General features: G+C 73.5%; 13 protein-coding genes. 4 read left to right on the top strand and 9 right to left on the bottom strand.

Annotation, left to right across the window (positions count from 1 at the left end):
* Positions 1-4: 4 nt before the first annotated feature.
* The 4 genes from KBX06_RS08050 to KBX06_RS08035 form a co-directional block, all read right to left on the bottom strand.
* Positions 5-250: a DUF5988 family protein gene (locus KBX06_RS08050; RefSeq protein WP_210833608.1), complete on the bottom strand. Its 246-nt coding sequence runs from the start codon at positions 248-250 to the stop codon at positions 5-7.
* A gap of 252 nt (positions 251-502) precedes the next feature.
* Positions 503-1240, bottom strand: coding sequence for an ABC transporter permease (locus KBX06_RS08045; protein WP_210833607.1), 738 nt, complete (start codon positions 1238-1240; stop codon positions 503-505).
* Positions 1237-2178 carry an ABC transporter ATP-binding protein gene (locus KBX06_RS08040; RefSeq protein WP_210833606.1) on the bottom strand — a complete coding sequence of 314 codons (942 nt, stop codon included), beginning with the start codon at positions 2176-2178 and terminating at the stop codon, positions 1237-1239. Before KBX06_RS08040 ends, KBX06_RS08045 begins: the two co-directional genes overlap by 4 nt.
* Before the next feature lie 307 nt (positions 2179-2485).
* A complete protein-coding gene (locus tag KBX06_RS08035) occupies positions 2486-3160 on the bottom strand; it encodes an HAD-IA family hydrolase (RefSeq protein ID WP_210833605.1) in 675 nt (224 codons plus the stop codon).
* 236 nt (positions 3161-3396) lie between these two features.
* Between KBX06_RS08035 and KBX06_RS08030 the strand changes: the two genes are divergently transcribed.
* On the top strand, positions 3397-4806 hold the full coding sequence (locus tag KBX06_RS08030) for an acyl-CoA synthetase (RefSeq protein WP_210833604.1): 1410 nt from the start codon (positions 3397-3399) through the stop codon (positions 4804-4806).
* Here KBX06_RS08030 and KBX06_RS08025 read toward each other — a convergent pair.
* The gene (locus KBX06_RS08025; RefSeq protein WP_210833603.1) at positions 4803-5465 is read right to left on the bottom strand and encodes a 4'-phosphopantetheinyl transferase superfamily protein; all 663 of its coding nucleotides are present in this window, start codon (positions 5463-5465) and stop codon (positions 4803-4805) included. The genes KBX06_RS08030 and KBX06_RS08025 overlap by 4 nt on opposite strands.
* A 174-nt stretch (positions 5466-5639) precedes the next feature.
* Between KBX06_RS08025 and KBX06_RS08020 the strand changes: the two genes are divergently transcribed.
* Complete coding sequence (locus tag KBX06_RS08020) at positions 5640-6119, top strand: cold-shock protein (protein WP_210833602.1); 480 nt, start codon at positions 5640-5642, stop codon at positions 6117-6119.
* 46 nt (positions 6120-6165) lie between these two features.
* Here the strand turns inward: KBX06_RS08020 and KBX06_RS08015 are convergent, their stop codons facing one another.
* Positions 6166-7545 (bottom strand): AMP-binding protein, encoded by a 1380-nt coding sequence (locus KBX06_RS08015; protein ID WP_210833601.1) that lies wholly within the window; start codon positions 7543-7545, stop codon positions 6166-6168.
* A 1377-nt stretch (positions 7546-8922) separates the two neighbouring features.
* Here KBX06_RS08015 and KBX06_RS08010 point away from each other — a divergent pair.
* Positions 8923-11781 (top strand): AAA family ATPase, encoded by a 2859-nt coding sequence (locus tag KBX06_RS08010; protein WP_210833600.1) that lies wholly within the window; start codon positions 8923-8925, stop codon positions 11779-11781.
* A 616-nt stretch (positions 11782-12397) separates the two neighbouring features.
* Positions 12398-15214, top strand: coding sequence for an AAA family ATPase (locus tag KBX06_RS08005; RefSeq protein ID WP_307854502.1), 2817 nt, complete (start codon positions 12398-12400; stop codon positions 15212-15214).
* Positions 15215-15281: 67 nt separating this feature from the next.
* Here the strand turns inward: KBX06_RS08005 and KBX06_RS08000 are convergent, their stop codons facing one another.
* The 3 genes from KBX06_RS08000 to KBX06_RS07990 all read right to left on the bottom strand — a co-directional run bounded on the left by KBX06_RS08000 (position 15282) and on the right by KBX06_RS07990 (position 19172).
* Entirely contained in the window at positions 15282-16691 is a 1410-nt protein-coding gene (locus KBX06_RS08000; protein WP_210833598.1) for a glycosyltransferase, read from the bottom strand.
* 592 nt (positions 16692-17283) lie between these two features.
* Entirely contained in the window at positions 17284-18123 is an 840-nt protein-coding gene (locus KBX06_RS07995; protein WP_210833597.1) for an ABC transporter permease, read from the bottom strand.
* A complete protein-coding gene (locus KBX06_RS07990) occupies positions 18120-19172 on the bottom strand; it encodes an ABC transporter ATP-binding protein (RefSeq protein ID WP_210833596.1) in 1053 nt (350 codons plus the stop codon). Before KBX06_RS07990 ends, KBX06_RS07995 begins: the two co-directional genes overlap by 4 nt.
* Positions 19173-19232: the final 60 nt, after the last annotated feature.

The following is a 19232-nucleotide window of genomic DNA, read 5'->3' as shown; positions in this document are numbered from 1 at the left end:
TCCCCTACTCGGCGATCCGGGTCCGGCCGGTCCAGCGGAACACCACCGGAAGGTCGAGCGTCCCCGGAACGGAGCCCCGTTCGAAGTGCTCGTACCCGCCGTAGTGCAGGACCTTGATCTTCTCCTCCGCGGTGGCCACCCGGCGACTGCGCACATCGGCCGGCAGATCGACCGGGCCGCCCTCCAGGACGACGTCGATGACGCCGGCGGCGTCCCGGGTGACCGGATCAGCTTGCGAAACGTCCTTCATGGCACGACCTCCGTCGCATTCCGCACACCTCGGACGGGCCGCCGCGCGGGGCGGCCCGTCCACACAGGTCTGACGACACCCGTTGCCGGGTGAACGGACGCTTCACGGTCGAACGTCCTTGTCCGATGACCGGCCGCCCGTTCTGCTCCGAACGTAATCCAGATCACATTCGGCCGACACCCTTAGGCCACCCCTAGGAACGGCCCTGGGCAGCGACGATGTCCCCCGTACCCACCACGCTGGTGGGACTTCTCACTCCCAGCGGAAGAACCGGGTGGCCGCCACGGAGCCGACCACGGCCGTCACCGCCAGGGCGACCAGCTGCGGCAGCTCGGGGTTGGCGCCCGCCCACGCCGCACCGAGGGTGTCCACGGTGGCACCCAGCGGCGAGTAGTCGGCGATGGCGGCCACGGCGGCCGGCATCCGGTCGCGCGGCAGCCAGGCGCCGGCCAGGAACAGCAGCGGGAAGAACAACGCCGGGCCGATCGACTGCGCCGCCCGGGCCGACGGCGCCAGCGCCGCGATCAGCAGGCCGACGGCGAAGAGGCACGCCACCCCGAGGAGGAAGGCCAGCACGAAACCGGGAACGTTGGCCGGCGCCGGCTGATCGAGCAGGAAGCGTACGGCGATCGCGGTGACCACCGCGCCGAGGACGCCCATCACGAGGTTGACCACCACCTGGGCCACCAGCAGGAGGCCGGGCCGCACCGGGGTGGTCGCCAGGCGGCGCAGCACCCGGCGTTCCCGGTAGATGCCGAGTGCCATCGGCAGGGTGAACAGCGCGAGCATGCCGATGGTGAGGGCCAGCGCGAGCGACGGCAGGAAGGTCTGCTCGGCGTGCTGCCCCGTGTCGGCGGCCGTACCGGCGCGCTGCGGCAGCCCGAAGACGAGCATCAGGCCGATCGGCAGGGCGAAGACGAAGAACAACGACACCGGTTCCCGCAGGAACAGCTTCGTCTCCACGGCGATCAGCTTGGACAGGGCGCTCACGACGACCTCCCGTCGGTCGGGGACTGCGCGGCGGTCCGGCTCCCACGGCCGGTGAGGGAGACGAACGCGTCGTCGAGGGTGGGCTGCTCGACCCGCAGCGCGGTGTAGTGGATCCCGCGCCCGTTGAGCACGGACATGACCGACTGGAGCACGTCGGCCGAGCCGGTCACCGTCACCTCGTCGCCGTCGCGCGACACCCCCGTCACGTCGGGCGCCGCGAGCAGCAGGGCGTCCTCCACCGGCTCGACGGGACGGAAGTGCACCCGGTGCTCGGTGCCGACCCGGTTGAGCAGACCGGCGGGGCTGTCGATGGCCACCACCCGCCCCTTGTCGATGATCGCGAGCCGGTCGCAGAGGCGCTGCGCCTCCTCCATGAAGTGGGTGACCAGCACGACGGTGACACCCCGGTCGCGGATCCGCTCGACCAGGTCCCAGGTGTCCCGGCGGCCCTGCGGGTCGAGGCCGGTGGTCAGCTCGTCGAGGATGGCGACCTCCGGCCTGCCGACCAGCGCCAGGGCCACCGACAACCGCTGCTTCTGCCCGCCGGACAGCTTCTGGAAGTACGTGTTGCGCTGCTCGGCCAGGCCGAGGTCGGTCAGCAGCTCGTCGATGTCGGCCCGGTTGCGGTAGAAGGACCGGTACAGGTCCAGCGCCTCCCACACCTTCACCTTGTCCGGCAGCTGGCTCTCCTGGAGCTGGGCGCCGACGCGCTGGCGCACCTCGGTGCGGTCGCGGATCGGGTCGAGCCCGAGCACCCGGATCGTGCCGCCGTCGGCCCGACGCAGGCCCTGCACGCACTCGACGGTGGTCGTCTTGCCGGCCCCGTTCGGGCCGAGCACCCCGAAGATCTCGCCCTGTTCCACCGTGAAGGAGACGTCGTCGACCGCGATCTTCTCGCCGTACCGTTTCTGCAGATGATCGACTTCGATGACCGGCATTGGGGGTGGTCCTCCTTCACGTGCGGGTTGCCGTCGAGAAGGGCGGGACCCCTCGGCTGATCGCGGCGTCGGCTTGCGGGAACGGGCCGGTGCCGGCCGGAGCCCGGCCGACCGACGCCCGACATCATCCGGCCAACCGATGCGCCGATCAACTGATCAGTTGATGAATCGGGGGTGTCCGACCGGAAATCGACGCGGGACAGGGGTGCCGACCGGAGCCACGGCTCGGTGGCAGGGGTGCCGATCGGTCACCACGGGTGTCCGCCGACGCCGGCCGGTCACGCGGGTGTCCCTCGGCGCGGGCCGGTCACCGCCGGGCCGGACAGATCGGCAGCAGTTCGTCGAGCCGGGTCAGCACGACGTCCGGGCCGGCGGCGCGCAGGGTGTCCTCGTCGGACTCGCCCCACAGCGCGGCCACCGCCACCACACCGGCCGCCCGCGCGCTGGCCAGGTCGCTGGGCGCGTCGCCGACCATCAGCGCCTCCCCCGGCAGGGCCCCGAGCAGGCGCAGCGCCCGCCGCACGATGTCGGGCGCGGGCTTCGGCCGGGGCACCTCGTCCGAGCCGACCACGTGGTCGACGAGCGGCAGCAGGCCGAGCCGGCCGAGCAGGTCCCGGGCACGGACTCCGCTGCGGCCGGTGGCCACGGCCAGCCCGATCCCCCGCCGGCGCAGCGTGCCGAGCAGTTCCGGCACCCCGTCGACCGGGGTGACCCGGTACGCGAGGCGGTTGCTCTCCCGGACGAACGGCCCGGCCAGCGCCGCCGGCAGCCCCATCAGCTCCAGCACCTCCGGCAGGTAGCGGCCCGGGTGCCGGCAGTACTCCTCGACCGGGGCCACGCCGTCGCCGACCACCTCGGCGTAGGCGAGGGCGAACGCCTCCCTGGCCACGGCGAGGCTGTCGACCAGCACCCCGTCGAGGTCGAGCACCACGGCCCGGACGCCGTCGGGCGCCGCCGTCCACGCCGTCGCGTCCGCGACCACCGATGCCACCTCCCGCACGTCCGACCCGCCCGGCGCCCGCCGGTAGGGGTGGCAGGCCCCGGCGGCCCCCGACTACGGTCAGGACCGTCGTGCCGGGCCCGCCGGCGCGGCGCACGCGCCCGCCCGGAACCGCCGGCGCCCCGCCGACCCTACCGGCGCCCGGGGCGCCCGTCGTCCGGCGCCGGGGCGCCCGGCCGGGTCGGCCCGGGTCGGAGCCGCTGGAGAGGGATCGCACCATGCCGCTGCTGAACTGGCTCACGAAGGGCACCGACGAGCGCCCGGACGCGATCCGGGTCGACGACCGGGCGGTGTCCTGGGTGGAGCTGCGCCGCCTGGCCGCGGCGGTGGCCGACGAGCTGCGCGGCGTCGACCGGGTGGCGATCGAGGCCACCGCCACCCTGGAGACGGTGGTCGGCGTGGTCGGCGCGCTGACCGCCGGAGCGGCGGTCGTGCCGGTTCCGCCGGACGCCGGGCCGATGGAGCGCGACCACATCCTGCGCGACTCGGAGGCGACCGCGCTGCTGGTCCCGACGGGCGCGGCGCGCACCGCCGAGGGCGCGGCCCGGACCGTCGTTCCCATCGACCTGACCCGCCGGTCGGACACCGTCCACCCCGAGCCGGACCCGGCCCGTACCGCACTGATCCTCTACACCAGCGGCACCACCGGCGCCCCGAAGGGTGCCGTGATCTCCCGGCGCGCGGTCGCCGCCTGCCTGGACGGGTTGGCCGACGCCTGGGCCTGGACGCCGGACGACCTGCTGGTGCACGGTCTGCCGCTGTTCCACGTGCACGGGCTGGTGCTCGGCGTGCTCGGGCCGCTGCGGCTGGGCAGCGGGCTGCACCACGTGGGCCGGGCGCGCCCCGACCGGTACGCCGCCGCCAACGGCTCGATGTACTTCGGGGTGCCGACCGTGTGGTCCCGCATCGCCGCCGACGCGGACGCGGCGCGGGCGTTGCGTCCGGCGCGGCTGCTCGTCTCGGGCAGCGCGGCGCTGCCGGCGGCCGTCTTCGCGGACCTCGCCACCCTCACCGGCCACCGGGTCGTCGAGCGGTACGGGATGACCGAGACCCTGATCACGGTGAGCACCCGGGCGGACGGCCCCCGCCGGCCGGGCACCGTCGGGCTGCCCCTGCCCGGCGTGCTTACGCGGCTGGTCGACGACGACGGCGATGTGCTCCCCGCCGACGGGGCGGCGATGGGCGAGCTCCAGGTCACCGGCCCCACCCTGTTCGACGGCTACCTCAATCGTCCGGAGGCCGACGCGGCGAGCCGCACCCCGGACGGCTGGTTCCGCACCGGGGACGTCGCCACCGTCGACCCGGACGGGTGGCACCGGATCGTCGGCCGGGCGTCCACCGACCTGATCAAGAGCGGCGGCTACCGGATCGGCGCCGGCGAGGTGGAGGACGCCCTCCTGGCGCACCCCGGGGTCCGCGAGGCCGCCGTGGTGGGCACCCCGCACCCCGACCTCGGCCAGCAGGTCACCGCGTACGTGGTGGGCGACGGGGTGGACGGCGCCGAGCTGATCGACTTCGTGGCCCGGCACCTGTCGGCGCACAAGCGGCCACGCGAGGTGCGCCTGGTCGACGCGCTGCCCCGCAACGCCCTCGGCAAGGTGCAGAAGACCAGGCTGACGGCGGACTAGGGCCGCCCGGCCGGGATGCTGATCGCGGTGGCCACCAGCCCCCGGTCGACCAGGAACCTGCCGGCGAAGGTCGTCACCGGGGTCCCGTCGAGCACCGGGCCGGGCACCAGCAGCCGGGCCTCGAACGTGCCGGCCGGATCGATCACGATGTCCGCCTCGGAGAAGTCCAGCCACCGGCCGGTGAGCGGGAACCACGCCTTGTACACCGACTCCTTCGCGCTGAACAGCAGCCGGTCCCAGCAGACGGCGGGGCGGGCCGCGCCCAGCGTGGCGGTGCGCGCCCGCTCCGCCGGCAGGGCGATCGCGTCGAGCACCCCCTCGGGCAGCGGCGCGTGCGGCTCGGCGTCCACGCCGAGGGTGACGAACGCCGTCGTGCGGCCCAGGACCGCCGCCCGGTAGCCGTCGCAGTGCGTCATGCTGCCGACCACCCCGCCCGGCCAGACCGGGGCGCCCCGGGCACCGGAGACGATCGGCACCGGGGCGAACCCCAGCTCGCCGAGGGCCAGGCGGGCGCAGTGCCGCACGGTGGTGAACTCCCGGCGGCGTTTCTCCACCGACCGGGCCACCAGCGCCTCTTCCTCGGGGAACAGGGTCAGGCCGGTGGGGTCCGTGAAGGACTCGGCCACCGCCACGGCGGAGGGCAGGATCTGCTCGATCACGTTCGCCGATGCTAGGCGGTGTGGCGGCCCGCGCCGTCGCGGCGTGGGCGGTACGGTGCACCATAGGGGTCGGGTACGGGTGCCGGGCCACGCGGGCGGCTGCCAGTCTGGGGGCGGGTCCCGGTTCCACGGGCGGGGCACGCGGATTTTGGGTCGGATGGATGCGGGAAAGCGATGCTCACTGGCAAGGTGGTGCGGTTCGACGAGGTGCGGGGCTACGGGTTCATCGCCCCGGACGACGGCAGCGACGACGTGTTCGTGCACGCGAACATGCTGGACGGCGACAAGTGGGCGTTGATGCCCGGTGTCCCCGTCGAGTATGAGGCGGTGGGGACCGACCGCGGCCCCAAGGCCGTGCTGGTGCGGGTGGTCGGCGCCCCAGCGGGCGCGGAGCGGAACGCGGCGGCCGGCGCCGCGGCGCCGGCCCGGGCCGGGGTGGCGGTCACCGGCGGGCGCAGCCGGGACAGCGGACAGGCCGCCGGTGGCACCGAGGACGACGAGGGCCTGTGCGACGTGCTCTCCGAGCGGGCCTTCTGCGCCGAGACCACCGAGGCGCTGGTGACGTCCGTGTCGGACCTGACCGGGGCGCAGATAGTGGCGGTGCGCGCCCGCATGCTGGACCTGGCCCGACGGCACGGCTGGGTGGAAGGCTGACCGACGCGGGAGCCGGGTGGAGGCCGCCCGTCGCTGTCCCATCGGCTCAGCCGGCGGCGATCAGCAGGGACTTCCTGATCCGGCCGAGCGCGCTGCGCGGCAGTTCGTCGACGAAGTGCACCCGCCGGGGCCGTTGCCCCGCCGAAAGGTGCCGACCGACGTGGTCGATGAGCACCTGCGCGCTCAGCCCCTCGGCGACGACGTACGCCGTGACCTGCTCGCCGAGCGCGTGGTGCGGCGTGCCGACGACAGCCGCGTCGCGGACCCCGGGGTGGCTCAGCAACGCCTCCTCGATCTGCCCGGCGGGCATCCGCCGGCCCCGGCTGTGCACCACGTCGAGCCCGCACCGCCCGATGATCCGGTACGAGCCGTCGGCGGCCACGCTGGCCAGGTCGCCGGTGGCGTGCCAGTGACCGGCGGCGACGCCCTGACCGCCCCCGACGTAGCCGCTGAACAGCGTCGGGCCGCAGACGCTCAACTCGCCGACCGACTCGCCGTCGGCCGGCACGGGGCGGGCCGCGCGGTCCAGCACCTGGGTCTGCACGCCGGGCAGGGGGGTGCCGACGGCACCGGCGACGGTACGGTCGTCGGCCCGCCCGGTCAGCGCGATGAGCGTCTCCGTGGTGCCGTACGCCTGCACGGGTGAGTGCGAGGTGAGCAGCCGGAGTCGCTCGGCCACGGCGCCGGGCAGGGGGGCGTCCGCGGAGATCAGGATGCGCGCCGCGGACAGCGACCGGGCCCACCGGCTGTTCCGTGCGATGCGCGCCCACTGGCCGGGCAACGCCAGGTACATGGTGCCGACCGGTCCCGCGGCGGCGTCGCGGTCGAGGTGGACGAAGCGACTGCCGACCCGCAACGCACCGAGCAGGCCGACGACCAGGCCGTACGCCCGGAACAGCGGGGTGCCCTGGACCACGGTGTCGTCCTCGCTCCACCGCCAGGCCTGGGCCAGCAGATCGAGGTCGGCAGCGATGGCGCGACGTGAGATGCGTACCCCGCGCGGCGGTCCACCGGCGCCCCCGGTGTAGAGGATGACCGCGTCGGTGCCGGGCGCCGGCTCGGGATGGTGCGTCGATGAGCGCTGGCGCAGGTCGACCGGGACCGTGGGCAGCCGGTGGGTGTCGGACAGGTCCCGGCCGAGGAGCAGCGTCGCGCCGGACTGCCGCAGGATGCGGCGGCGTTCGCACTCGTCGGCGTCGGGGGGCAGCGGCACGAGCGGGACACCCGCGTGGACGGCGCCGAGCATGCCGACCACCGTCTCCAGGCTCGGTGTGCCGTCGACCGCGACCGCGCCCGCGCCCCTGATCCGGTCGGCGACGGCGGTGACGCAGCCGAGCAGGGCCTCACTGGAGAGGCCACGGCCGGCCACCTGCACCGCGTCGGCCCGATCCGCGCCGAATCCCCGCAGCGCCGGCAGCAGTGTCATCTCCGCTATCCCCTGCGGAGGACGTCGACGAGTCGCGGCAGCAGTTGGGACATCACGACGCCACAGAGCCCTTCAGGTCATGAAGCCGCACGGCCCCATATCCGGCCATCTCGACGTTGGAAACGGATGCCCCGAAATTAGGCTGGGTTATCGTCCCGACACAACCCCTAGCCACCGCGTCGCGATCCCCTGCCCGGGCTGACCGGCCAGGTAGGACCGGATGCCGCGTCGGCTCCGGCGATGGCCGACCCGGCCGCCCTTTCCGGTCGCCGACACTCTGGAGACTCAGCGGTGTCGCGACAACTGGGGACATTGAGACCCGAAATTGGCGCGGACTGTTTCAGGAGACGCGGACGGACCACCGTCGCATTGACGCAAACCACCAGTCGGCAATTGCTGCAGTCCGGCCACGCAACGACGCCTTTGCTTATCGACGGGCCGTGGACACATAATTCTTTTTTAACAACATAATCGTTTAATTTCCCAAACGTCCGAATCGGGTGCACCCCCGGAGCGACGCGGCGGCTCCCGATCCGGCCACCCCGCCCGGGCAGTCGCCGATCGCACTTCGGGCACGCGATGCTTCACCCCGCAACAATTCGAGATTCGTCGGTAATTGCCGGGCCGCCCACCGGGGACGGGGGCAGCCCACCGGAGTCCGGGGCGGCCCGGCCGATGCGCCGTCGGCACCGGCCCCGACGCTACGGCGACCTCGCGTCGGGCCGGGGGGCGACGCGCCGACACCGAGTTGAGCAGCGCCTACGCCGCTGGCCTTGGGGCGCGTCCCACCAGCCGGGACTAAGCCAGGCCAGTCGATCGACAACGAACGATGCCGGCCCGGCGGGCCGGCGGACCGGGCGCCGCCGTAGCCACGAACAGTGCCGCGAACCGGGCGTGTCTAGCACGCGAAACCGCGTCCGCCAATCGCCGAGCGGGGCAGAAAAGCGGCACCAATGGGGCCGCGAGAGCGCTCTGTCACGTTACGACGCCAGTCGGCGACTTTCCGCTGTCAACCGAGGCGGAGGGCACATCCGGGTCGGCGGTCGCTGCAACCGATGTTTGCCCATCCTTTACAAACCTCGGCTTGCCGCCCAATTGCCGAACTGCCATACTCCCACCATCACGGTGGTCGATAGGGGAGACCGACCCGGAGGGGTCGGAGAATTATCGCCGGGGCCGGCAGGGGCGCAAGTCGAAGTCACCAGCCGGTCAAGTCGGTCGATGGTTCACCGACCGCGTTCGATGGTCGTCTATATTTACCAATACTGGAATGGGTCAAGAATTGCCGGTCTCCGATTTCGTCGAGCTTCAGGGCCGCGCAGGGCGGGCGGCCCGTCCGGTGACTGCGGGCCGTGCGCTCCCTCGGAGGCCACGTCGATGGAACTGACCGAACGGTCGTGCCAGCTGAGCCTGCTGGAGGGCCGGCTCGCGGACCTGTTCCGGGGCGGCGCCACGCCGACGAACCGGACGGTGACCGTGCTGACCGGTCCGGTCGGCATCGGCAAGACCACCCTGTTGCAGACCTTCGCCCGGCAGGCCTGCGACTCCGGGGCACGCGTCCTCGGCGCGAGCGCGTCCCGCGCCGAACGCACCGTCCCGCTGGAGGTCGTCCGACAACTCGTCCGGGCGGCCCCGCTGAGCGGGGCCGGCAGCCCGGACACCTGGGCCCGCCTCGGCCGGCTGCTGGACGAGGGCGCCCTCACCTGGGCCGACGCCGACGACACCGACGACGAGAGCACCGCCCTGAGCACCGCCGCGATCGGTGGGGCCCTGCTCGAGATGACCACGCGGGGACCGCTGGTCATCGCGGTCGACGACATCCACCACGCCGACGTGCCGTCGTTGCGTTGCCTCGACTACGTGGCCCGACGGATCTCCGGCCTGCCCGTGCTGATCGTCCTGACCGAGGCGCCGCGTACCAGGCCGTGGCGGCCCGACGTGCACGCCGAACTGCTGCAACCCGCGAGGCTGCACCGCATCCGGCTGCCCCTGCTCACCCCCGACGGCACGTTCCAGCTGCTCGCCCAGCGGCTCGGCGTTCCGGTCGCCCGGTCCATCGCCGCGGAGAGCCACCGGATCAGTGGTGGCAACCCCCTGCTGGCGCAGGCGCTCGCCGAGGACCAGGCCGCGGCGCCCCGGCCCACCGACCACCCCGCCGTCGGGGAGTCGTTCCGGGAGGCGGTGCTGAACTGCCTGTACCGCTGCGACCACCTGGTGCTCAACGCCGCCCGGGTGCTCGCCGTGACCGGCGAACCGTTGCACGGCAGCCTGCTGCCCCACCTCGTCGACGCCCGGTTCCGGGCCGCGCTGGACGCGATCGACGACTCGACCAGCGCGGGGCTGATCACCGAGCAGGGGTTGCGCCACCCGGCGGTGAGCCAGGCCGTGATGGAGGGGATGACCGCCGAGGAACGCGCACGGCTGCACCTGGAGGCGGCCTGCCTGCTGCACGACGACGGCGCGCCCCCGGTCCGCGTCGCGCCACACCTGGTCGGGATCGACGAGCTGGCCGAGCCATGGATGGCGCAGACCCTGTTGGACGCCGGTGAGCAGGAGTTGCTCGACGGCGAGGTGGAGAACGCCCTGCGGTACCTGCGCCGCGCGCACCGGGGTTGCGCCAGCGAACGCCTGCGGGCGCGGATTCGTTCCGCGCTGGCCCGCGCCGAGTGGCGGCTCGACCCGCAGGCCGCGATTCCCCACCTCGTCGGCGTCGTCACCGCCATCCGCGCCGGGCACCTCGGCAGCCAGCAGGCCGCCGGTCCCATCCAGTACCTCCTCTGGCACGGTGAGATCGAGGAGGCCGTCGAGCTGGTCAACCACCTGAGCGAACGGGCGGACAGCGCCGACCCGCGCTCCGCCGCCGAACTGCTCGTCATCACGGGCTGGATGTCGACCCTCTACCCCGGGGTGATGGTCGACCGCCCCGCGCCCACCATGGCCGGGCGGGACCCGCTCACGCTGGCCCAGGTCAAGCGCGGGATCGAGGGAGCCACCCTGCTGTCCGCCGTACTCGACCGCGGTGACGCCGGCGCGGTCGAGCAGGCCGAGCGGACGCTGTCGACCACCGGGCTGGACGACGAACGCAACATGTGGACCGCCGTCTGCGCCCTCATCGCCATCATCTACGCCGATCGGCTGGACCTGGCCGACGACTGGTGCGACCGGCTGGGCCGTGACCCCGCCACCCCGCGCTACCCCACCCCCTCGGCTCTGCTCACCGCCCTGCGGGCGACCGTCGCCGGACGGCTCGGTGACCTCTCCCGAGCCGACAAGCTGGCCGACGAGGCGCTGGGGCAGCTCTCGCCGAAGGGCTGGGGCGTGGTGATCGGGATACCGCTCGCCGTCCGCATCCGGGCCCTCACCTTCATGGACCAACTCGACGCGGCGGCGGCCTGCCTCCAGGTGCCGGTGCCGCCGGCGCTGTTCGAGACGCCGATCGGGCTGCACTACCTGCAGGCGCGCGGGATGCACGCCCTCGCCGCGGGCAGCCCGGAGGCCGCACTGGCCGACTTCCAGCTCTGCGGACAGCTGATGCACCGGTGGGGGCTGGACTTCTCGGGCCTCGTCCCGTGGCGCACCGAGTCGGCCCGGGCGTTGCTCCGCATGGGCCGCCGCCAGCAGGCCGGCAGGCTCGTCCGCGACGAGTTGGCCCGGCTGCGGCCCGTCCACGTCCGGTACCGGGCCGCCGCCCTGCGGGTCCTGGCCGCCACCGAGGAGGGACCGGACCGGATCCCGCACCTGCGCAGCGCCGTCCGGCTGCTACGGCAGTGCGGCGACCGGATGGAACTGGCGCACAACCTGGCCGACCTCGGTCACGCCTACCAGCAGGCCGGCGACCGGCGGCAGGCCCGCGTCGCGTCGCGGTCGGCCCGGGAACTCGCCGAGGAGTGCGGCATCCCGATGCTGCGGCCCGGCGCCTCCATGGCCGGGAACGGTGCCGCCGACGGCCACCGCGACACGACGGTCCTGGTCCACGGACTGACCGACGCGGAGTCGCGGGTGGCCATCCTGGCCGCGCAGGGTCACACCAACCGCGAGATCGCCGAGAAGCTCTTCCTGACGGTCAGCGCGATCGAGCAGCGGCTGACCCGGGTCTACCGGAAGCTGGACGTCAACTCGCGCAGCGAACTGGCCGCCCGGCTGCGGTTGAGCCGCCCCGGGGCGACGCTCCTGGAGCCACCGCCACGGGCCTCGGGCGGCCCGGGCCCCAGGAACTCCGGGCCTCGGCTGCGCTGACCGTCGCCGGCCCTCCGCCCCGGTCACCCCCTCGACCCGACCCTCGCCGCCGTCAGGGGCCGCCGTCGTTCACCCTGGTCGCCGCCGGGTGTGGGCCGTCGCCCCACCGGTCCTTCCGCCGTCCCCGGCGCCCCGACGACCGGCCGGCGGCCACCTCCGTCGATCGTCGCCGCGCGTCCGCTCCCGGCCACTGTCCGTACCGAGGGGCGTGCGTCGGGCAGCACGGTGTGGCACCATCGAGCTACGCACCCGACACCAGCCACTCATCGGGTCGCCGTCTCCCCCGCCTGGCGGGCCCCGACACCCCTCATCACGATTCGCGCAACCCCTACATGCGGTCCAGGACCGCAGGTTTGTGCGCGAAACGATGGGGTCTCGCGCCCGTTGTCGCACACCCGCCCCGGTGCCAGACTCGCCTGAAACACGCGGGCCGTACGGCGAAAACCCCGGTCCGGCGAAGATTTCAGGTCCACCCGGCACGGCGGCCCGGTGCGCTCCACCCCTACCCGGCAGACACGGGTGGAGGGGCGGCTGTCCGGCAAGGGGGTGCGGCGTCGGCAACACCGGGGTCTCCGGTTCCGCGCCGCGTACGAGAAGGGCTGACACGCTGGTGTTGGTGCAGCAAGAGGAACAGACGACCCGTCTCCGGCGCGCGTTCCAAGCCTGCGAGGAGCAACAACGAGGCCACGTCGCGCTGGTCACCGGCGCCGTGGGAAGCGGCAAGACGAGCCTGCTGGATTCGTTCAGCGAATGGGCGGCGGGGGCCGGCGGGCAGGTGATGAGCGCCGCCGGCTCCCGGGCGGAGCGCGGGCTGCACCTGGGGGTCGTCGGGCAACTGTTCCACAGTGCACGGCTCGCGCCGGAGGCGGCGGCCCGGGTCGAGAAGCTGATGCGGGACACCACCTTCGCCGCACCGCTGCCCGAGCCCGGCGATGAGGCGGCCGACAGCGACCGTGCCTGGGCACCCCTGCTGCACGGCCTCTTCGCCACCCTGCTCGACCTGACCGGCACCGGCCCCCTGGTCCTCGCCGTCGACGACGTGCACCACGCGGACCCGGCCTCGCTGCACTGCCTCCTCTACGTGGCCCGCCGGCTGCGCCACGCCCGCATCATGCTCGTGCTCGCCGAGGCGTCGACGCTGCGTCCGCCGCACCCGCTGTTCCGGGCCGAGCTGCTCAGCCAGCCGCACTTCTCCCGCATCGGCCTGTCGCCGCTGAGCGTGGACGCCGTCGCCCGGCTGGTCGGTGGCGACGCCGACGACGCCGACGTCCGCAGGACGGCGGAACGTTGTGTACGGATGACCGGCGGCAACCCGCTGCTCACCCGGGCGCTGCTCGAGGAGCAGGCCAGCGGTGGGGTGGGCGACGACTACGGCCCGGCCGTCGGTGACGCGTTCGACCAGGCCGTGCTCGGTTGCCTCTACCGGCACGAACCGGGGGTGCGCCGGGTGGCCCAGGCGCTGGCGGTGCTCGACCGGCCGACGCCGGTCGAACTGCTCGGTCACCTCCTCGACGTGGTGCCCGAGTCCACGGTCCCGGCGGTACGGGTGCTGCGCACCTCGGGTCTGATGGAGTCCGACCAGCTTCGTCACCCGCGCATCCTGCGCTCGATCCTGGGGGACATGTCGGCCGAGGAACGGCGGAGCCTGCACCAGCGGGCCGCCGAGGTGCTGCACGAGCACGGTGCCGAGCCGAGCGTGGTCGCCGAGCACCTGGTGGCAGCCGGCACGGCGGGGGCGCCCTGGGTGGTGCAGGTGCTCCAGGACGCCGCCGGGCACGCGTTGGCGTCGGGCCGGCCGGACGTGGCCGCCAGCTGTCTGCGTCTGGTCTCCCGGGCACCCGTGGACGCGCAGCAGCGGGCCGCCACCACCGAGATGCTGGTCAACGCCCGCTGGCAGCTCAACCCGTTGACCGTCAACGGGCAACTCACCGAGCTGGTGGAGACGGCGCGGGCCGCCGGCTGGTCCACCGACGCCGGCCTGTCCGCCGTGCCCTACCTGCTCTGGCAGGGCCGGGTGGACGAGGCGAGCGAGGCGGTCAGCGCCTTCTCCTCCGACGAGGAGCACGCCTCCACCGCCCTGACCGGTCGCCTGCGGATGATGCAGCTACTGGTATCCCTCTCCCACCCGGACCACCTGGCCACCGTGCGGGAGACCCCGAGCACCTGGAGCCGGGCGGCGAGCGCGCCGACCACCATCAGCCCACTGCTCCAGGCGGTGACGGTGCTCGGCACCGCGCTGACGCCGGCCGCCGACAGCGACACCGTGGCGACCGCCGAGCAGCTCCTCCAGCGTCACCACACGGACGACGGCGCGCTGGGTCTGCTGACCGCCCCCCTGCTGGCGCTGCTCTGGGCGGGCCGGTCCGACCGGGCCACCGTGTGGGGGGACGTGCTGCTCGGCCGGCCGGTGGCCCAGCACGCCCCGGGCTGGCGGGCCGTCGTCCGGGCGATCCGGGCGGAGGCGGCGTTGCGCGTCGGCGACCTGCCGGGCGCCGAGCACCACGCCCGCGCGGCCCTGGAGGACATGCCCGCCCCCGCCTGGGGAGTGGCGGTCGCCGGACCGCTGGCCACGCTGATCGCCTGCGCGACCGAGTCGGGCCGGTTCTCCGAGGCCGACCGGTGGCTCGCCCACCCGATCCCGCCCGGCACGTTCCGCACTCCGCTGGGTCTGCACTACCTGGCCGCCCGGGCCCGGCACCACCTGGCCGTGCGTCGGCCGCACGCCGCCACGACCGACCTGCGGCGGTGCGGCGAGCTGATGCGCTCCTGGGGCATCGACGCGGCCGGGCTGGTCCCGTGGCGGCTGGAGCTGGCCCGGGTGCAACTCAGCGTCGGCAACAAGACGCAGGCCACGCAGCTGCTCCAGGAACAGCTGCGGGTGCCGCACGGGGTGGACGACCGGACCCGGGGCCGCACGCTGCGGCTGCTCGCCACGACCGCCGCCCAGGACCACCGGCGCAAGCTGCTCTCCGAGGCGGTCAACCTGCTCCAGTCCAGCGGCGACCGGCTGGAGCTCGTCCGGGCCCTCGGCGACACCGGCCAGACGCTGCAACGCGCCGGCGACTCCGCCCGCGCCCGCCTGCTCGTCCGTCGGGCCTACCAGCTCGCCCAGGACTGCGGGGCGTCGGTGCTGGCCCAGCGGCTGATCCGCCGCGAGCCGGGCAGCGGGCTGCCGGCGTACCCGGCCGCCGCCGAGTTGCAGGAGCCGGACGACGGGCTGAGCGACGCCGAACGACGGGTCGCCGCGCTGGCCGCCCAGGGGCACACCAACCGGCAGATCTCCAGCAAGCTCTTCATCACGGTGAGCACGGTCGAGCAGCACCTGACCAGGGTCTACCGCAAGCTGGACGTGAAGCGCCGCACGGACCTGCCGTCCCGACTCGTCGCGTACGCGGAGGCGCTGGCCGACGAGACCCAGGGCGCCGCGTCCTGACCGGCGTCGAAGGGGGCGCGCGGTGGGACACACCGCGCGCCCCCTTCGGCGTACGACAGCGACGAGCTCAGCCGACGGCCAGCTCGACGGTGGGACGGGCCGCCGCGTCGCGGTGCTGCAACACGAGGTCGGCGGCGGCGGTGACCCCGCCGGCCTGCCGCATCCGGTGGCTCCACAGCCGCGCCCGCGCGCGGAACGTCTCCTCGTTCAGCAGTCGCCCGAGCTTGGCGAGGATGTCCTCGACGTTCAGCGAGTCGGCCCGCTCGACGGAGAGTGCCGCCCCGCTGTCGACCGCGCGCACCGCGCCGTCGGGGCAGTCCAGCCAGAACGGCATCACCAGCTGCGGTACGGCGAAGTGGACGGCCTCGTGGATCGCGTTGGCCGCGCCGTGGTTGAAGAAGACCCGCACGTGCGGGTGGGCCAGCACCCGCAGCTGCGACGGCAGCCACGCCTCCACCCGCAGGTTGCCCGGCAGCCGGTGCGCCGGTGGGAGGAGGTGCTGCTGGCGCGCGGGCACCTTCCACAGCACGGCGTGCTCGGGCCCGAGCCGGTCGGCGACCTCGACGATCGCGTCCACCTGCCGCTGCGACAGTCGCATGATGGTGCCGAACCCGACGTAGACCACCGAGTGGTGCTCGTCGAGCCACCGGGTCAGCTCGTCGTCCCCGTCGGCCGGCGGCAGCTCGCGGGGTACCACGGGACCGAGCATCCGCAGCTTCTCCGGGGCGGTCGGAAAGGGGTACTCGAAGCCGAAGACCGTGTACGCCATGAGGGCCGCGGCGTCCTCGACGTAGCCCGCCGGGCGCATCTCCGCGTTGCGGATGCCGGCCGCCTTCCGGCTGGCCACCACGGCGAGGCTCCGGCGCAGCCGCTCCGGCTCCGTCAGCGCCCGCACCAGCCGGTTCCGGAAGCCGACGTTGGCCGCCTGCTGCCGGGGCGTCATCCGCGCCGGCAGCCCGGAGAACGGGGCGGGGTAGCGCGACGGCAACTGCTCCTGCAGGAAGTTCGACGGCGGCAGCGAGATGCTGACCACGAAGGGCAACTGCCGCGTCTGCGCGGCGTCCATCGCCCAACTGGCGAGGCTGTCCACGACGGCCAACGCCGGGTCGACCTCGTCGATGATCTCGAGGCAGCGTCGGTGGAGCTGCCGCATGTGCTCGTGGTCGGTGCTGACGTCGAGGTACCGGGCGAAGCTGATCGCCCGGTCGCCGGTGGTCAGCGTCCGGTACGTCGCGTCGTCCCACGTGTCGGGCGACGACTGCGGCCGGGCCGGCCCGAGCGAGACGAACGTGACCTCGCCCGGCCCGCGCAGCCCTTCGACGTCCCTCCGGCGGTCCTCGGTCGACGCGAACCAGACGTTCCCGACGCCCCGTGCCTTCAGCTCGCCCACGATGGTGAGCAACGGGTTGAACAAACCCGCGCTGTTGTAGGCGACGACCAGCACCGCCCGGTCGCGGTCGTTTCCGGTCAGTTCCACCGTCTGCCACTCCTCTCCGCCTGTGCGGCGACCCGCGCCGTCCGACCCTGGAGTACGCCGCGCCGGCGGGCTGTTCGTGGAGCCGTTCGGCTGGCGGCGGGGTCAACATCGATCTTTATCGATGCAGCAACATTCGGCGGTGCTCCAATGGAAGGCCCACCACTCCGTGGCAACCGAGACCAGGAGCTACCGCCGTCTATGTAGCCTGCCACGGCTGGCGCGACGACGCTCGCGCAGGGGTGGTTTTTTTCTGCCGGTCACCGCGGACGACCGGCTGGGACGACATCCGCGGCGGTCGATGGCGGGCGCCCCGGTCGGGCGGGCCGGCGCCGGTCGTCCGCCACGACGACGCCGATGGCCCGGGCCGCGTGAGCGGCCCGGGCCATCGGCGGGTCGGGTGGTACGACGGGCGGTGTCGGGTGGAATGACAGACGGTTGAGGATGCGGCTCCCGCCGGGCTGACGCCCGTCCCGACCGGGGAGGGCGTGCGCCCCCCCTGTCGGGGCCCACCAGGCAGTCGGGACCCGCCTGACGACCGCCGGGCAGGTCCCCACCAGCCGCGATCGCGGTCGCGGTGTCGGAGCCTGGCTGATCAGTCCATGGCGCGGCGCATGAAGCCCCGCATGCCGATCATCGAGAACACCACGAAGACCCCGGCGAGAACGCACATGCACAGCCAGAGCGGCAGCGACTCGACCCCCGGCGGACCGACGAGCGACCGGGTCCCCTCGCTGATGTAGGTGAGCGGGTTCAGCGAGCAGATCACCTGGTACCAGCGCAGCGAGTCCAGGCCGAGCAGCGGGAACTGGGTCGCGCCGGTGAACATGATCGGGGTCATCACCACGGTGAACATGATCTGGATGTGCTGCGTCGGCACCAGCGTGCCGAAGGCGAGGCCGACCGCCGCACCGACCAGGGCGCCGATCGCCAACACCCCGATCACCTTGAGCACGACCGCCCAGGGCCAGGTGACACCGAGCATGAGCATGCCGACCGGGATCAGCACCACGCCGGCGATCAGGCCACGGATGCCGCCGAACACGATCTTCTCCAGGGCCACCAGCGGGATCGCCATGGGCGCCAGGAGGCGGTCCTCGATCTCCCGGGTGAAGGAGAAGTCCATCATCATCGGCAGCGCGGTGTTCTCCAGCCCGATCAGGAAGGCGTTCAGCGCGATGACGCCGGGCAGCAGCACGTTGCTGAAGTCGTCGCTGGCGTAGCCCAGGTCGCTGAGCACCTTGCCGAAGATCAGCAGCATGAACAGCGGCTGGATGAAGACCTGGAGCAGGAAGCCGACCAGCTCCCGGCCGGTGACGAACAGGTCCCGCGAGAGCACCGCGCGGAACGTGGCGAACTGGTCCAGCGCGCTCACCGGCGGCGGCGCCGCGGCCGTCGAGGGCGCGGACGGGGGGGCGGGGGCGGCGACGCTCACCGAAGTTCCCTTCCGGTCAGGTGGATGAAGACATCTTCCAGGCTGGGCTGGCCGATGTTCAGGTCACGGACCTCGCAGCCCAGGTCGGCGAGGACCTTCATCGCCATCGGGATGGCGTTGGCCGGCTGACCGCTGGTGTAGACCCGGAACGAGAGCGGGGCGTCCGGATCGGCGGGCGCGTCGGGGGTCGGCGCGGGCATCGGCATCGCCGGCATGCCGGGGAACGCCGGCGCGGCGACGGGCGCCGGGGCGCTCGCCTGGAAGTGCTCCACCTGCTCCACGTCCGGGATCGCGTCGAGCGCGGCCCGCACCTCGTCGGCGGAGGCGCCGGGGGTCACCACGAGGGTCAGGGTGCTGCTGCCCGGCAGCGTACGGGTCAGCGCGGCCGGAGTGTCCAACGTGAGCAGCTTGCCGTGGTCGACGATGCCGACGCGGTCGCAGAGCTTCTCCGCCTCGTCCATGTCGTGCGTGGTGATCACCACGGTCACCCCGGACCGCTTCAGCTCGGCGATGCGGTCGTGCACGAAGAGCCGGGACTGCGGGTCGAGGCCCGCGGACGGCTCGTCGAGGAAGAGCACCCGGGGCGAGTGCATCAGCGCGCGGGCGATCATCGTGCGCTGGGCGAGGCCGCCGGACAGGAAGTCGGTACGGTGGTTCGCGAAGTCCTTGAGCCCCATCTGGTCCAGCAGCTCGTCCGCCCGCCGGATGCGCTCCGCCCGGGGCACGCGGTGGTACGCCGCGTGGAACAGCAGGTTCTGCCGGACGCTCAGCGCCCGGTCGAGGTTCACCCGCTGCGGTACGACCGCCAGCAGCTGCCGGGCGACGGCGGGCGCGCCGATCACGTCGGCGCCGCACACCTGGGCCCGGCCCGAGGTGGCCCGCACCCGTGTGGTCAGCACCCCGATCGTCGTCGTCTTGCCGGCGCCGTTCGGCCCGAGCAGGCCGAAGACCTCACCGGCGCCGACGGAGAAACTCAGTCCGTCCACCGCCGGTGGCATGTTGGGCTGGTACCGCTTGACCAGCTCCGTGACCACCACTGCCTCGTCCACGTCGTCATGCTCCGTCCTGAAACGTCGGTCCGATAGATGTACGTGTGCCGATAGGGGGGC

It is taken from the genome of Micromonospora sp. C31 (assembly GCF_018070575.1).
Taxonomy (GTDB): Bacteria; Actinomycetota; Actinomycetes; order Mycobacteriales; family Micromonosporaceae; genus Micromonospora.
This window is presented reverse-complemented; position numbering and strand designations above follow the sequence as displayed.

Excerpts from the sequence above, each read along its gene's own strand:
- KBX06_RS08050 (WP_210833608.1), bottom strand. The coding sequence starts at position 250 with ATGAAGGACGTTTCGCAAGCTGATCCGGTCACCCGGGACGCCGCCGGC.
- KBX06_RS08040 (WP_210833606.1), bottom strand. The coding sequence starts at position 2,178 with ATGCCGGTCATCGAAGTCGATCATCTGCAGAAACGGTACGGCGAGAAG.
- KBX06_RS08030 (WP_210833604.1), top strand. The coding sequence starts at position 3,397 with ATGCCGCTGCTGAACTGGCTCACGAAGGGCACCGACGAGCGCCCGGAC.
- KBX06_RS08020 (WP_210833602.1), top strand. The coding sequence starts at position 5,640 with ATGCTCACTGGCAAGGTGGTGCGGTTCGACGAGGTGCGGGGCTACGGG.
- KBX06_RS08015 (WP_210833601.1), bottom strand. The coding sequence starts at position 7,545 with ATGACACTGCTGCCGGCGCTGCGGGGATTCGGCGCGGATCGGGCCGAC.
- KBX06_RS08010 (WP_210833600.1), top strand. The coding sequence starts at position 8,923 with ATGGAACTGACCGAACGGTCGTGCCAGCTGAGCCTGCTGGAGGGCCGG.